The following is a 13,282-nucleotide window of genomic DNA, read 5'->3' on the forward strand; positions in this document are numbered from 1 at the left end:
GACGTCTACACCACCGCTTCCCTCAAGCGCCTGTCCTCAGTGAACGCGGACGATGATCTCGGAGTGTCCGAGCCGGATGACGTCGCCGTCGGCCAGCTGCCACTCCTGAACCGGAGCGTTGTTCACCGTGGTGCCGTTGGTGGAATTGAGGTCTGACAATAGCGCGACCTGACCGTCCCAGCGGATTTCCAGGTGACGACGGGACACACCCGTGTCGGGCAACCGGAACTGCGCGTCCTGTCCGCGACCGATCACGTTGGCGCCTTCGCGCAGCTGGTAGGTGCGGCCGCTGCCGTCGTCGAGCTGCAGCGTGACGGTCGCACCGGCGGGGTAGTCGCCCTGCCCTGCGCCGTAGCCGCCGTAACCGCCCTGCTGGCCGGCGGGGGCGCCGTAGCCCTGGTCGCCATAGCCCTGCTCGCCGTAACCCTGCTCGCCATAGCCCTGGTCGCCGTAGCCGGCGGGCTCGCCATAGCGGCCGTAGTCGGGCTGGGCGTAGTCCTGACGGCCGTAGGACTGCTGGCCGCCCGGGGCACCGTAGCCGCCCTGATCCGGGTAGCCGCCCTGGTCCGGGTAGGCCGGGCGGGGAGGCTGGCCGTAGCCGCCATCGTCGGGACGACGGCCGTAGTCGTAGTCGCCGGCCGGACCGCCGTAACCAGGGGCGCCGCCGGGAGGCGGACCGTAACCGCCCGGGCCCTGCCGGTAGCCCTGGTCGGGGTATCCGGGGGGCGGGCCGTAGCCGGCGGGCGGACGCTGCTCGTAGGACTGCGGGGGATAGCCGCCCTGGCCCTGGTAACCACCCTGATCCTGGTAGCCGCCCTGCTCGGGGTAGCCGCCGCGGGGTGGGTAGCCCTGGTCCTGCGCGGGGTAGCCGCCCTGATCGCCGTGGGGGTAGCCGCCGCGCTGCTCGTCACCGCGGTTCTCGGGACGGTTGTAGCCGCCCTCGTCTTCGGGGCGGTTCTCCGGCGGGCGGTTGTAGTACTCGTCGGGCCGACCCTGTCCTGGGCCGCCTCGGTAGCTCGGATTGTCGGTCATCGCTGGTACTCCTGGTTCTGCCTGGGACGTAGCGTCTCGAGATGGTGGAGCGGGTTCGACTGTGGTCGCGTCGGGATTGACCGCGCCACGCGCGCGAAACTGTCCGGTGTGCAGGTTGGGCGACTGCTCGAATCTGACAACCACATCACCATACGTTTGCCATCCCTGCTCATGGATGTATCCCTCCAAGTGCTTGGCGAACGTAGTGGCGGTGATGTCCGGATCGGCATTCACCTTCTGAAAGTCAGGCACACTGAGGGTAATGACGTAGTCGTTCGGTACCAAAATGTGGCCACCGTGGACTTTACGGGCGTTCGTCTCGGCTTCGCGGCGCAGAAGTACCTCGACCTCGCGCGGAACGATCGATCCGCCGAACACCCGGGCGAAGGCATCACCGACCGAATCCTCGAGCTTGCGCTCGAACCGGTCGACCAGTCCCATCGCCCCGCTCGCCTCCCTCGTTGGGTGGGTGAATTTTGCCCACGCAACATCGCACCGGCGCGTCGACCGGCAGCAATGCTTCATGCATGCTATCGGCCCGCTGTGCCCGAGCGGGACCAACAGTTCTGTGAGAATCGCATCGGCGCAGGTCAGGGTTCCGCAGGCGGCCGTTTTGGAGATCACGGGGGTGCGCCAGTACGGTTGTGAGGCCGGGATGCCTGCGTGATAGGCTCCCTCGGTCATTCGGGCGAGTGGCGGAATGGCAGACGCGCTGGCTTCAGGTGCCAGTGTCCTTCGGGACGTGGGGGTTCAAGTCCCCCTTCGCCCACACGAGACAAAGGTCGTGGACTCTTCGGAGTCCGCGACCTTTTTCGTTGAGGCGGTTCCTTCCGAGCTCTGAAGTTGCTTCTCGATCGCGTGTAACAGCGGTGCGTGCGAAGGCGACACAGTGGCGGTAATTCGAATTGGGGGATCTGAGGGGGAATGGTGAAACCGCGGGAAATGACGTTCGCGTCCAGGCGTGCAATCGCCGGCTTCGGAGCGGCGATGCTCGTTGGTTTGGCAGCAGGAATGACGACGCCGTCCGCATTCGCGACACCGGTGGACGACGCCTACTTGGCGGCAATAGAAGCGGAGAGTGTCCCAATTCTCGGCCGGGACTATGTAGTGGCGCTCGGCCACGCCATCTGTGACACCGCGGTGCAGAACCCGGCGATGCAGCTCGTCGATCTGGTGCTCAGTGTGGTCGGCAATGAGAACAAACCAAGTCCGTACACCCTCGAGCAGGGCATGGTCATCGCACGCGCAGCACTGGGGAACTACTGCGCCGGTGCCGCAGGCAGTCGAGGCGACGGCGCGCCCGCGGTGGTCCCGCCGGTAGTGGCACCGGTTCCAGGACCGGCCGGCTACCCACCGTCCGTCCCGGATGTTGCGGATGCGCCCAGGCTGAATCTCGGCTGCACCTGGGTGAACGGATACACCAAGAAGAACGGGACGCGCGTTCGCGGGCATTACCGGTGCTGACGTAGGACGGGACTTTCGCGAGACTGCACAGACGGTTGTCGGCGGGCCGATTTCACAACCGTGACGGCAGTCTCGCGAAAGTCGGGACCCGTTGACTGCCAATCGAACCCGAACTTGTCAGACCCTTCTGCCACACTGGGGTCATGCGGCCAGGCAGCGCACCGTCTTTCATCCCGAGCCCGCCTCGGGAAGCGCGGTTGGAGGCCCTGTTCGACGAACTGTCCGAACTCGCCGGCCAGCGCAACGCCATCGACGGGCGCATCGTCGACATCGTCGCCGAGATCGACGGCGATCAACTCTGGGGTGCCACCGGAGCCCGTTCGATCGCGGCGTTGGTGGCGTGGAAGCTGGGCACCTCCGCAGGAAACGCCGAGAGAATCGTCGCGATCGCCGACCGGGCCGCCGAGTTCCCGCGCTGCACCCAGGCATTGCGCGAGGGACGCCTTTCTGTCGACCAGGTCGGGGTGATCGCCCAGGGCGCCGGTCAGGGCTCTGACGACCACTACGCACGGTTGGCGCAGAATGCCTCGGTCAGCCAGTTGCGCACCGCGATCAAACAGGAACCCCGACCCGAACCCGAACCGTCCGCCGACGACGGCGACGGCGACGGCGATGACCACGACCTGCCCGACCTGCCCGACCTGCCCGAGGACGATGAGCCTGAACCACCGCCGCTACCGACCGCCGAGATCACCACATCCTGCGACGCCGACTACACCTACTGGCGGATCAAGCTGCCCCATGAGCAGGCCGCGACGTTTCAGGCCGCCCTGCACTCACACAAAGACGCGCTGATCGCCCAGTGGACCCGCGACCACGCCGACAGCGACGCGGGCCCGCACCGGCCCCCGCTGCCCAATCTCGCCGAGGCGTTCCTGGCGCTGGTCGAGGCCTCCTGGGACGCCGAAGCGGTGCGCCGCCCCCACGGCCAGCACACCACCGTCGTCGTGCACGTCGACGTCGAATCCAAGCTGGCCGCGCTGCATCTGGGCCCGCTGCTGACCGCCGGGGAGCGCCGCTACCTGAGCTGTGATGCGACCTGCGAGGTGTGGTTCGAACGCCACGGCCGCCCGATCGGCGCCGGACGAAGCACCCGCACCGTCAACCGCCGCCTGCGACGCGCGTTGGAACACCGCGACCGCAGTTGCGTGGTCCCCGGCTGCGGGGCCACCCGAGGCTTACACGCCCACCACATCGTGCACTGGGAAGACGGCGGAGACACCGAGCTCGACAACCTCGTGCTGGTCTGCCCGTACCACCACCGCGCCCACCACCGCGGCATCATCGTCATCACCGGACCCGCACACCAGCTCGCCGTCACCGACCACACCGGCCGCGCCCTGCACTCCGCAACCCTGGCCCGCCCACCAACCCAACCCCCACCCGCTGTCCCCGCCTACCGAGGACCATCCGGCGAACGCCTCTACTGGAAGTGGTACCACCCCTACCAACCACCACCAACGGCTGCCGCCAACTGAGTCGGTGTTCGGCGGCGCGTCAACGCCGTGATGACCAGGTCTTGCGCGGACCAGGACATGGGCGGATCCCCGAGTCGGTAGGGCCGAACAGTCATGGTGTGCCGACGTCGTCGATAGCCAGGTCGAAGTGTCGGGTGGTGATTTGGACACTTTGGCGCGTAAATACGGGCACTCCGGAGGTTCGGAGACAACACGATCCGCGAGGTAACGGGCGTTAAAGTGCGATATGGCGTTCGACAAGAAGAGGCAAGCCCCGTTGGGCAATTTCCTGTCTCCACCGCAGAGTAGTCAGCGTCTGTCGGGCGAGGCCGTTCGCAAATCGCCGGAAGAAACGATAGTCATCGAATTCGATATGGCAGGTCGGACCTACCAGGTTCGGATGAAGAAGACCCTGGCAACGGCGCATGGTTTCGGGAACTATTGGACCCAGATGGTGACCGAGGAAACGGATCTTCTCACGGGACAACAGATTATCGTGACTTGGTCACACATCGGTGTCATCCGCTTGATCGATCAGCCACCGGCAGCCCAACGCCTCGGGCAGGGGGCGCAGAGAGCAACGAGGCCGAGTTGAACGCGGTTCGACGCTGTCGGCGCTGACAGCACGCACGTTCGGATCAACGCGTCGGCCCCCCTCACTCGCCCCGATCGGCCGCCCACATCCCGATCACGAACGCCGTCAAGTCATTGTGCTGCAACGGGTCTCGACCGGTGATCTCCTGAATCCGCCCCAGCCGGTGCCGCACGGTGTTGGTGTGCAGAAACAGTTCCTTCGCGGTCTCACTCAGCGATCCGTTGCACGCGACGAACGTTCGCAGCGTCCGGACGTGCTGCGTGCCCCGCGAGGTGTCCAGCTCCGCGAGAGGGTCGATCAACAGCTGCCGGAAGGGCGCGAGCTGGGCAAGCGGCAACTGCTCGAGCAGGCTCTCCAGCGTGCTCAGCTGATCGGGCCCGACCCGGCCGCCCCGGTGCTCGGCCAGTGTCAGCGCGATGCGGGCCTGCGCGATCGCCGACCCGAGATCGGCCAGCGTCACCGGTGCCGAATGTCCGGTCGGCAGCGCCAGATCGTCGGGCATCTCCACCGCACCCGCGGTCAGCATCATGCACAGATCGGGAGCGTCACCGATGAGGGCGCCCGGGAAGGAGATCGACAACAGCGCCCCGGCACCGGCCGGCCACGCCGAGCACGCGATCTCCCCGGCGAAACCCGGCCACTGCACCAACTGGCTCAGCGCATCAGGCAGCAGCATGCGTCGTTCCACCAGAGACAGCAGCTGACCCACCCGCTCCCGGGTCAACGCCGCTTCGATGTCGCGCTCACCCTGCGCCGCCCGCACGAACCGGGCGATCAGGTCCAGCAGCGCCGGCTCCGGCCGGTCGCCCCGTCCCATCCACACCAGCGCGCCGAGGCCGGGCACCGGAACCGTCACCGCAGCTTCGTCGCCCTTTGCGGCCCCCTCGGGCTCCAGCAGGAAGTAGCACCCCAGCACCTGCCCGGCGGCGTCCAGCAGCCGACGGGGTGAGTCGTGCCGACGCAGCGACAGCAGCAGTTCGGGCACCAGCGCGTTGGTGGCCCGGGCGACGGCGATCTCGGTGCCGAGCCGCGATTCGGCGACGAACCGACTGATCACGCTGAACGGCACGCTGGGCGGGGCGACCAGCACGGGAAGACCGGCCCGACGGCAGGCGTCCAGCAGCGCGGCGGGGACGTCGTCGTGGCCGTCGCCGACACCGAAGCACACCCCGGCCGCGCCGGCGCCGGCCAATGCGTCGACGAACGTCGAGCAGTCCTCGGCGCTGTGCAGGCTGATGCCGACCGTGCACACGAGTTCGCCGCCCCGCAGATACCGCGACGGGTCACGCATCTCGGTGGTGTGCACCCAGCTGACCTCGCGGTCCAGATTGCGGTCAGCGGGATCAGGGCCCGACACGCTCAATTGCGCCGCCTCCAGAAGGTCGCGCAGTGTCGGCGCAGCCGACTCCGCGCGGTCCTCAGACACCCCGCGAGCGTAACGCGGTCGTCACACGGGAGAGGGTCGCCGTTGTGCGATTGTTCAACGGCGGGCCCGTGCGGCGGTGCGATCCTGACGTGTTCGCCGTGAGCGCTGGCGTCGGGAAACGCTTCGCGTGATAGTTCGAGCCATGTCGTCATTGGTCAGCCCGGCTGAACAGCAGCCACAGTTGCGCCGCGAATTCTCTCTCGGATCGGCGTTCGCCTTCGCGTTCGCGTTCATCTCGCCGATCGTCGCCCTCTACGGGATCTTCGGTCTCGCGCTGTCGGCGGCCGGACCGAGCTTCTGGTGGGGCTTCGGGCTGGTCTTCGCCGGCCAGTTCCTGGTGGCGCTCGTGTTCGCGACGCTGGTTTCGCGGTGGCCGCTGGAGGGCTCCATCTACCAGTGGTCACGACGCCTGCTCGGCACCACCTACGGCTGGTTCGCCGGTTGGGTCTACATGTGGACTCTGGTGATCGCGATGGCGACCGTGGCGCTGGGAGCGGCCGGATTCACCGCGAACATCGTCGGCATCGAGGAGCCGTCCGGCGGCACCCTGGCGCTGATCGCGCTGCTGATCCTGCTCGCCGGCACCGCGGTGAACCTGATCGGACGCCAGGCCCTGAAGATCTTCATGATCGGCAGCATCATCGCCGAGGTCATCGGCTCGGTGGTGCTGGGTACGTGGCTGCTGATCTTCCATCGCAAGAACTCGATCTCGGTCCTGTTCGAGGGCGGTGGCGCCGACGTCGATCTCGGTGCCTACCTCGGCGGTCCGTTCCTGCTCGCGGTCGCGTTCATCGGCTGGTCGTTCGTCGGCTTCGAGAGTGCCGGTTCGATCGCCGAGGAGGTGCACAACCCGCGCCGCGATCTGCCCAAGGCCGTGCTGTTCTCGCTGGGCTTCATTGCGCTCGTCGTCGGTTATTCGGCGCTGGCGATCATCCTGGCCATCCCCGACCTGGACGCGGTGGCCGAGGGTGCTGTCGCCGATCCGGTGTACGACACGCTGACCACCGCGCTGGGCGCCGGCATCGCCAAGCCCGTCCAGGTGATGTTCGTGATCGGCTTCCTCGCGAGCTTCCTGGCGTTGCAGACCTCGGCGTCGCGGGTCATCTGGGCCTACTCCCGCGACGGGGCGCTGCCCGCGGCGCGCACGCTGGTGCAGCTGCGCGGCAAGGCCCGCATCCCGACGGCCGCGATCCTGGTGACCACCGTCATCGGAGCCGCGCTGTTCCTGCTGAGCATCGTCGCCGGCGACATCTACTCCCTGATGGTGAACTTCACCGCGGGCGGCTTCTATCTGGCGTTCCTGTTCCCGCTTGTCGGCTTCCTGGTGGTGCTGCTGCGCAAGGCCTGGAAGCCCGGATCGTTCTCACTGCGCGCCGCGACGATGCCGGTGGCGGTGGTCGCGGTGGTGTGGGCGGTGCTGCAGTTCCTCAACATCGCCTGGCCGCGAGTCGCTTTCGAGCAGCGCTACCTGGACTGGTCGGTCTGGATCGGTGTGGTCGTGCTCGGCATCATCGGTGCGGCGCTCTTCGCGAGCGTGAAGTCCCGGATCGTCGCGCCCCAGGATCGCGACGAGCCGGTACCGGCCGATGACTGACCGGCCGGTCGCGCTGGTCACCGGCGGCGCCAGCGGGATCGGCGCCGCGGTGGTCGACGCGCTCACCGCGCGCGGCTATGCGGTGGGCTGCGTGGACCTGCACCCGGGTGCCGCCGAAAACACCGTGGCCGCAGACGTTTCCGACGCCGATGCGGTCGCCCGCGCGGTGGCAGAGCTCCGAGACCGGTTGGGGCCGGTCAGCGCCGTGGTGACGTCGGCGGGCTACTACGAGATGGCGCCGGTGTCCGAGATCGGCGAGGACGCCTGGCGCCGGATGCTGCGCGTACACCTGGGCGGTCTGGTGAACATCGCACGGGCGACCCTGTCGGACCTGACCGCGACCGGTGGCGCGCTGGTCGCAGTGGCCAGTGAACTCGCCGTCGGTGGCGGCGACGAGGACGCCCACTATGCCGCCGCCAAGGGAGCGATCCTCGGACTGGTGCGCAGCCTGGCCGTCGAGACCGCCGGCAGCGGGGTTCGGATCAATGCGGTCGCCCCCGGACCCACCGACACCCCGCTGCTGGCTCCCGACTCGCCCTGGCGCGCCGCCGAATACCTGCAGACGCTGCCGCTGCGCCGGCTCACCACCCCGGTCGAGGTCGCCCGCAGTGTCGAATACCTGGTCTGTGACGCCACATTCAGCACCGGCGACGTCGTGAACGTGAACTCGGGAGCGGTGATATGAGCACCGACCTGCGTGACCGGGTGGCGCTGGTGACCGGTGCGGCGCAGGGCATGGGTGCCGCGCACGCGCGCCGGCTCGCGAAAGCCGGTGCCACCGTGGCGGTCAACGATCGCGAGGACAGCGAGGCGCTGTCCGCACTGGCCGCCGAGATCGGCGGCCTGACCGCGGCGGGCGACGTCTCCGATCCGGCGCAGTGCCGAACGATCGCGGACCACGTGGCCGCGACCGCCGGCGGTCTCGACATCCTGGTGGCCAACCACGCCTACATGACGATGGCGCCGCTGCTCGAGCACGACGCCGACGACTGGTGGAAGGTGGTGGACACCAACCTCGGTGGCACCTTCTTCCTCGTCCAGGCGGTGCTGCCGCACATGCGCGCGGCGGGGGCCGGCCGCATCGTGGTGATCTCCAGCGAATGGGGAGTGACGGGCTGGCCCGACGCGACCGCGTACGCGGCCTCGAAGTCGGGGCTGATCTCTCTGGTCAAGACGCTGGGCCGCGAGCTGGCGCGCGAGCACATCATCGTCAACGCGGTGGCGCCCGGGGTGATCGACACCCCGCAGCTGCAGGTCGACGCCGATGCCGCCGGTGTCGCGCTCGAGGTGATCCACCGGCGCTACGCCGAGGCGATTCCCGTCGGGCGCATCGGCACCGGTGACGAAGTCTCGGCGGCGGTGGAGCTGCTGGCCGACTTCGACGTGGAAGCAATTGTGGGACAGGTGGTCTCGTGCAACGGTGGATCGACGCGGGCGCGGGCATGAACGAGGAGTCATCAGTGCAGAACGACCCACGGATGCAGTCGGCGTCCGGTGTGCTCGGCCAGATCGACGCGCAGCAGGTACCGCGCTACGCCGGGTTCGGCACGTTCGCCCGGCTGCCCCAGCGACACGAGGTCACCGAGCACGACATCGCGGTGATCGGGGTGCCGTTCGACAGCGGTGTCACCTACCGCCCTGGCGCGCGTTTCGGTCCTGCGGCGATCCGGCAGGCGTCGCGTCTGCTCAAGCCCTACAACCCCGCGCTCGAGGTCGCGCCGTTCGCGACCGCGCAGGTGGTCGACGCCGGCGACATCGCGGCGAACCCGTTCGACATCACCGAGGCGGTGGACCAGATCAGGGACGGGATCCTCGGGCTGGTCACCCGCGCCGACCAGCGGTTCGTGCTGCTCGGCGGCGACCACACCATCGCGCTGCCGGCACTGCAGGCCGTCAACGAACTGCACGGCCCGGTTGCGTTGGTGCACTTCGACGCTCACCTCGACACGTGGGACACCTACTTCGGGGCGCCCTGCACCCACGGCACGCCGTTCCGTCGCGCGTCCGAGCAGGGGCTGATCGTCAAGGGGCACTCCGCCCACGTCGGCATCCGGGGCTCCCTGTACGGCGCGGCCGATCTGCTCGACGACGCCGAACTCGGCTTCACCGCGGTGCACTGCCGCGACATCGATCGCATCGGGGTGGACGGCGTCATCGAGCGGGTGCTCGAGCGTGTCGGCGACCACCCGGTGTACGTGTCGATCGACATCGACGTGCTGGACCCGGCGTTCGCGCCCGGCACCGGTACCCCGGAGATCGGCGGCATGACCAGCCGGGAGCTGGTCGCGGTGCTGCGGGCAATGCGCGCGCTGAACATCGTCGGCTCCGACGTCGTCGAGGTCGCGCCGTCCTACGACCATGCGGAGGTCACCGCGGTGGCCGCCGCGAACCTCGCCTATGAGCTGATCAGCCTTATGGTCGGGTGATGGACGCGTTCGCCTGGCCCGCCGGAAAGACCGCCGCTGCGGCCTTCACCTTCGACGTGGACGCCGAGTCGGCGGTGCTGTGGGGCAACGAGAGTGTCGGCGCACGGATGAGCGTGATGAGCCACCAGGCCTACGGACCGCTGGTCGGCATCCCGCGGATCCTGGATCTGCTTGAGGAGCACCAGATTCCGTCGACGTTCTTCGTGCCGGGGCACACCGCCGACAGATACCCCGAGGCGGTGCGCAGCATTGTGGCGGCGGGTCACGAGATCGCCCACCACGGCTATCTGCACGAGCAGCCCACCGCGCTGACGCTGGAGGAGGAGATCGACGCGCTCGACCGTGGTCTGGCGGCGCTGGCCGAGGTCGCCGGGGTACGTCCGCTCGGCTATCGGGCGCCGATGTGGGATCTGTCCTGGCGCACGCCGGCGCTGCTGGCCGAACGCGGATTCCTGTACGACTCAAGCCTGATGGACGCCGACCATCCCTACGAGCTGGCGGTGACCCCGGGGGCTGCGCAGTCGTTGGTCGAGATCCCGATCCAGTGGGCGCTCGACGACTGGGAGCAGTACTGCTTTCTGCCCGACATCTCGGGCAGCGGCCTGATCGAGAGCCCGCGCAAGGCTCGCGAACTCTGGCAGCTCGAGTTCGACGCGCTGCGCCGGGTCGGTGGCTGCTGGGTGCTGACGAACCATCCCTTCCTGACCGGCCGTGCGTCGCGGGCCGCGGAGCTGGGGGAGTTGATGCGCTACGTCCTCGACCACGACGACGTATGGGTGGCGTCCCTCGGTCAGATCGCCGAATACGTTCGCGCGCTGGGACTTCCGCCCCGCTCGATCACCCCGCCCGACGTTCCGCGGTGACGGTCAGCCGCCGCGGATCTCGTCGGTGATCTCGACGCCGGGTGTGTCGCGGTGGTCGTTCATGTTGCGGCACTCACCGTAGATCTGGATGCCGCCCCGTTCGGGGTTGTTTCCCGGTCCGATCGACGCCCACACGCCGCCCCTGTGGACGACCTCTCCGGCAGGGACGTAGCCGGGCGGCGGTCCCGATTCCCAGCCGGGCTGCGCGGCAACGGATGTCGCAATCTCGGCGCTGCGGTTTTCACCGGACGCCGTGACGAACGCGAGCTCGACCTTGGCCCGGTACGGTGGGTCGCCCTGGTCGTTGCACCACTCCCATTGCAGGTTCGCATAGGTGACGTCGAGATCGGCGGCCCGCACGATCTCCTTGGCGGCGTCGACGACCTGTCCGCGGGACTCGTCATCGGACAGCGTCGGCGTGTCCGGTTGTTCGGGCTGGGACGGGGACATCGCGGAGCATCCTCCAATCGGGGCGACCACGGTGGTCAGCACGGCGAGTGCGGCCGCGGCGCGGCGTTTTGTTGTGAGCGTCATCGGTCGGTCATTCTGCCGGGCGGTTCCATTCCGGGTCCAAGATCACCGGAGTCTCGATCTGCACCTGCGGCAACGGGACCTCCCCGACGAACGGGAGGTCGACCTGTCCCGGTGTCGCGAGCGACATCTCGGTCCGCGGCGGAGCCAGCAGGCCGAGTTCACCGAGCCTGTCGCCGTTGCCGGTGACGATCTCGGCCATGCTGCGCAGCGACTCGCTACCGGGGGTGTAGTAGTACGAGTGGTCGCCGGGATCGATCATGTCCGCGCCGGGGACCTCGGCGCGAAAGCGCGTCGCGCCGAAGTCCTCGAAGGCCGGGTCGGCGCCGAGGCCCGCCGACGGGCCGGCCATCGAGCCCAGCGTGTCGTTGATCTCACCGGGCAGTGCGTTGCCCATCTGCCCGAGCCAGCCGACCGGATCGGTGGAGGCGTCGCCGATGTAGACCCGGTCGCCGTCGACGCCGAAATCCGCGGCGCTCTGCGCGACGTCGGTACCGGGGCTGCCGAGCAGGACGGCGTTGTCGGCCTGCATCCCGCTGTGGGCGAAAGCGTCTGCGACAGTGGTGGATCCGTAGGAGTGTCCGGCAACGGTGAGATGGTGCGGGACGCCGGCGTCGTGGGTGACGGCGAGGCTGTTGACGTCCCAGGCCAGCGCGTCGCCGCCGGTGCGGGCGAGTCCGGTGGTGGCGATGTTGGGGTCGGTGAAACTCTCGGGCGTGTTGTAGCCCATCCAGGAGATCACGGCGGTGGGGTTGTCGGGGTCGACCTGCAGCGACTGGTTGTACAGGTTGATCGCATCGTTGTGGCCGTCGGAGAGCCAGCCGTCGCGCACGCTGGCGCTGGTGCCGGGCACGATCACCGCGGTGTTGGCGGATCTGTCCGGGTTGCCGATCGACACCGCGGCGCGGCCCTTGCCGTCGAAGGCCTGCGGGTCGTAGGACCACAACATGGTGGGGCGCCAGTTCTTGTCCGCCCGTTCCGCGGCCCCGATGTCGCTGTAGCGCCGGTCATCACCGCCCGGCCCGGGCAACGAGTTCTCGCCCGTCATCTGGTGGATCAGACCCTCCTGGGTCTCGCGGGCGTTCTGGTAGCGGGTGACGTCGCCGTCGGACAGGCCGAAGCGCGCGGGGTCCGCCGTGACGTCGTCGGTGCTGACGCCGTGGGCGGCGACGACGGACTCCACCCTGTCCAGGTCGTCGTCGAGTACCGCGACGTTGACCTGATCGCGCACATCGGCTGGAATTCCGTTGAGATTGCCCAACATCGGGGGGTGCTGGGCGATCAGCCCGTCGCGCTGCTGCTGGGTCAGCCCGTCCCACCACTGTTGGACCTGGGCGGGATCGGTGTCGGGGGACGGAATGTGGAGCTGCGTGCCCCCGATGTCCACGGGTGGATTGGGGATGTCGACGCCGGCGGCCTGGTCGATGGCCGCGGCGGTGTTCTCGTCGAGATCGGTGAAGAGTTGCAGCATCTTCTGCAGGAACGCGGTGAGATTGCGCGCGATGCTGTCGAGGAAATCTCCGATCAGCCACTGCTCGGGGGTGACGGTGCCGTCGTCGGCGACGGCGAATCCGAATCGCTCGGTGGTGGCCACGAGGTCCAGCAGCGCGTCGCGCAGCGCGGCCATCTGCAGGCCGCCGCTGCGCAGCGCCGACTCCAGGTGGGCCAGTCGCGCGGCGGTGCGCTCCTGCCGGTCGGTGTCCCGCAATCCGGTGGCAAGCGCTGCGGTCGCGGCGTCACCGGACCAGTGGCCTTGCAGGAACGACAGCATCTCGCGTTCGCCGGTGACGATGGCCTGCAACGAGCTGTGCTTGCCGCGCATCGCGTCGGCGGCGTCGACCAGTCGGGCGGGCTGCGATTCCCGCACCGTCGACACCGACACGGCCATGACCCC

General features: G+C 68.5%; 12 protein-coding genes and 1 tRNA gene. 9 read left to right on the top strand and 4 right to left on the bottom strand.

Annotated elements, in window-relative coordinates; translation table 11 throughout:
• Positions 1-36: 36 nt before the first annotated feature.
• Positions 37-1,473: an FHA domain-containing protein gene (locus tag DYE23_RS00210; RefSeq protein WP_115326157.1), complete on the bottom strand. Its 1,437-nt coding sequence runs from the start codon at positions 1,471-1,473 to the stop codon at positions 37-39.
• Positions 1,474-1,718: 245 nt separating this feature from the next.
• Here DYE23_RS00210 and DYE23_RS00215 point away from each other — a divergent pair.
• The 4 genes from DYE23_RS00215 to DYE23_RS00230 all read left to right on the top strand — a co-directional run bounded on the left by DYE23_RS00215 (position 1,719) and on the right by DYE23_RS00230 (position 4,548).
• Positions 1,719-1,801: transfer RNA gene (locus DYE23_RS00215), tRNA-Leu, on the top strand.
• 242 nt (positions 1,802-2,043) lie between these two features.
• Positions 2,044-2,496, top strand: coding sequence for a DUF732 domain-containing protein (locus DYE23_RS00220; RefSeq protein ID WP_235660287.1), 453 nt, complete (start codon positions 2,044-2,046; stop codon positions 2,494-2,496).
• 143 nt (positions 2,497-2,639) lie between these two features.
• The gene (locus tag DYE23_RS00225) at positions 2,640-3,974 is read left to right on the top strand and encodes an HNH endonuclease signature motif containing protein (protein ID WP_115326158.1); all 1,335 of its coding nucleotides are present in this window, start codon (positions 2,640-2,642) and stop codon (positions 3,972-3,974) included.
• Between the two features lie 226 nt (positions 3,975-4,200).
• Positions 4,201-4,548: a hypothetical protein gene (locus DYE23_RS00230; RefSeq protein WP_115326159.1), complete on the top strand. Its 348-nt coding sequence runs from the start codon at positions 4,201-4,203 to the stop codon at positions 4,546-4,548.
• Positions 4,549-4,609: 61 nt separating this feature from the next.
• Here DYE23_RS00230 and DYE23_RS00235 read toward each other — a convergent pair whose 3' ends face one another.
• Complete coding sequence (locus tag DYE23_RS00235) at positions 4,610-5,974, bottom strand: PucR family transcriptional regulator (protein WP_115326160.1); 1,365 nt, start codon at positions 5,972-5,974, stop codon at positions 4,610-4,612.
• 142 nt (positions 5,975-6,116) lie between these two features.
• Here DYE23_RS00235 and DYE23_RS00240 point away from each other — a divergent pair, with 142 nt between their 5' ends.
• Genes DYE23_RS00240 through DYE23_RS00260 form a run of 5 tightly spaced genes read left to right on the top strand, consistent with a single transcriptional unit; the run spans position 6,117 to position 10,857 of the window.
• Complete coding sequence (locus tag DYE23_RS00240) at positions 6,117-7,568, top strand: APC family permease (RefSeq protein ID WP_099962237.1); 1,452 nt, start codon at positions 6,117-6,119, stop codon at positions 7,566-7,568.
• Positions 7,561-8,253 carry an SDR family NAD(P)-dependent oxidoreductase gene (locus DYE23_RS00245; RefSeq protein ID WP_115326161.1) on the top strand — a complete coding sequence of 231 codons (693 nt, stop codon included), beginning with the start codon at positions 7,561-7,563 and terminating at the stop codon, positions 8,251-8,253. The genes DYE23_RS00240 and DYE23_RS00245 overlap by 8 nt, the downstream gene beginning before the upstream one ends.
• On the top strand, positions 8,250-9,014 hold the full coding sequence (locus tag DYE23_RS00250) for an SDR family NAD(P)-dependent oxidoreductase (protein ID WP_115326162.1): 765 nt from the start codon (positions 8,250-8,252) through the stop codon (positions 9,012-9,014). Before DYE23_RS00245 ends, DYE23_RS00250 begins: the two co-directional genes overlap by 4 nt.
• Positions 9,011-9,994 (top strand): agmatinase, encoded by a 984-nt coding sequence (gene speB / locus DYE23_RS00255; protein WP_172527868.1) that lies wholly within the window; start codon positions 9,011-9,013, stop codon positions 9,992-9,994. Before DYE23_RS00250 ends, speB begins: the two co-directional genes overlap by 4 nt.
• Positions 9,994-10,857 carry a polysaccharide deacetylase family protein gene (locus DYE23_RS00260; RefSeq protein WP_099962240.1) on the top strand — a complete coding sequence of 288 codons (864 nt, stop codon included), beginning with the start codon at positions 9,994-9,996 and terminating at the stop codon, positions 10,855-10,857. Before speB ends, DYE23_RS00260 begins: the two co-directional genes overlap by 1 nt.
• A gap of 3 nt (positions 10,858-10,860) precedes the next feature.
• On the opposite strand, the gene DYE23_RS00265 is transcribed toward DYE23_RS00260, so the two are convergent.
• Complete coding sequence (locus DYE23_RS00265; protein WP_099962241.1) at positions 10,861-11,391, bottom strand: lipoprotein LppJ family protein; 531 nt, start codon at positions 11,389-11,391, stop codon at positions 10,861-10,863.
• 7 nt (positions 11,392-11,398) lie between these two features.
• Positions 11,399-13,276, bottom strand: a complete 1,878-nt coding sequence (locus DYE23_RS00270; RefSeq protein WP_115326163.1) for an alpha/beta hydrolase — start codon at positions 13,274-13,276, stop codon at positions 11,399-11,401.
• Positions 13,277-13,282 lie beyond the last annotated feature (6 nt).

This window comes from Mycolicibacterium gilvum (assembly GCF_900454025.1).
In the GTDB taxonomy this organism is placed as follows: Bacteria; Actinomycetota; Actinomycetes; order Mycobacteriales; family Mycobacteriaceae; genus Mycobacterium; species Mycobacterium gilvum.

Coding starts and splice junctions, on each gene's coding strand:
- DYE23_RS00245 (WP_115326161.1), top strand. CDS start 7,561: ATGACTGACCGGCCGGTCGCGCTGGTCACCGGCGGCGCCAGCGGGATC.
- DYE23_RS00240 (WP_099962237.1), top strand. CDS start 6,117: ATGTCGTCATTGGTCAGCCCGGCTGAACAGCAGCCACAGTTGCGCCGC.
- DYE23_RS00250 (WP_115326162.1), top strand. CDS start 8,250: ATGAGCACCGACCTGCGTGACCGGGTGGCGCTGGTGACCGGTGCGGCG.
- DYE23_RS00230 (WP_115326159.1), top strand. CDS start 4,201: ATGGCGTTCGACAAGAAGAGGCAAGCCCCGTTGGGCAATTTCCTGTCT.
- DYE23_RS00265 (WP_099962241.1), bottom strand. CDS start 11,391: ATGACGCTCACAACAAAACGCCGCGCCGCGGCCGCACTCGCCGTGCTG.
- DYE23_RS00260 (WP_099962240.1), top strand. CDS start 9,994: ATGGACGCGTTCGCCTGGCCCGCCGGAAAGACCGCCGCTGCGGCCTTC.
- DYE23_RS00225 (WP_115326158.1), top strand. CDS start 2,640: ATGCGGCCAGGCAGCGCACCGTCTTTCATCCCGAGCCCGCCTCGGGAA.
- DYE23_RS00220 (WP_235660287.1), top strand. CDS start 2,044: ATGACGACGCCGTCCGCATTCGCGACACCGGTGGACGACGCCTACTTG.
- DYE23_RS00270 (WP_115326163.1), bottom strand. CDS start 13,276: ATGGCCGTGTCGGTGTCGACGGTGCGGGAATCGCAGCCCGCCCGACTG.
- DYE23_RS00210 (WP_115326157.1), bottom strand. CDS start 1,473: ATGGGACTGGTCGACCGGTTCGAGCGCAAGCTCGAGGATTCGGTCGGT.
- speB (WP_172527868.1), top strand. CDS start 9,011: ATGAACGAGGAGTCATCAGTGCAGAACGACCCACGGATGCAGTCGGCG.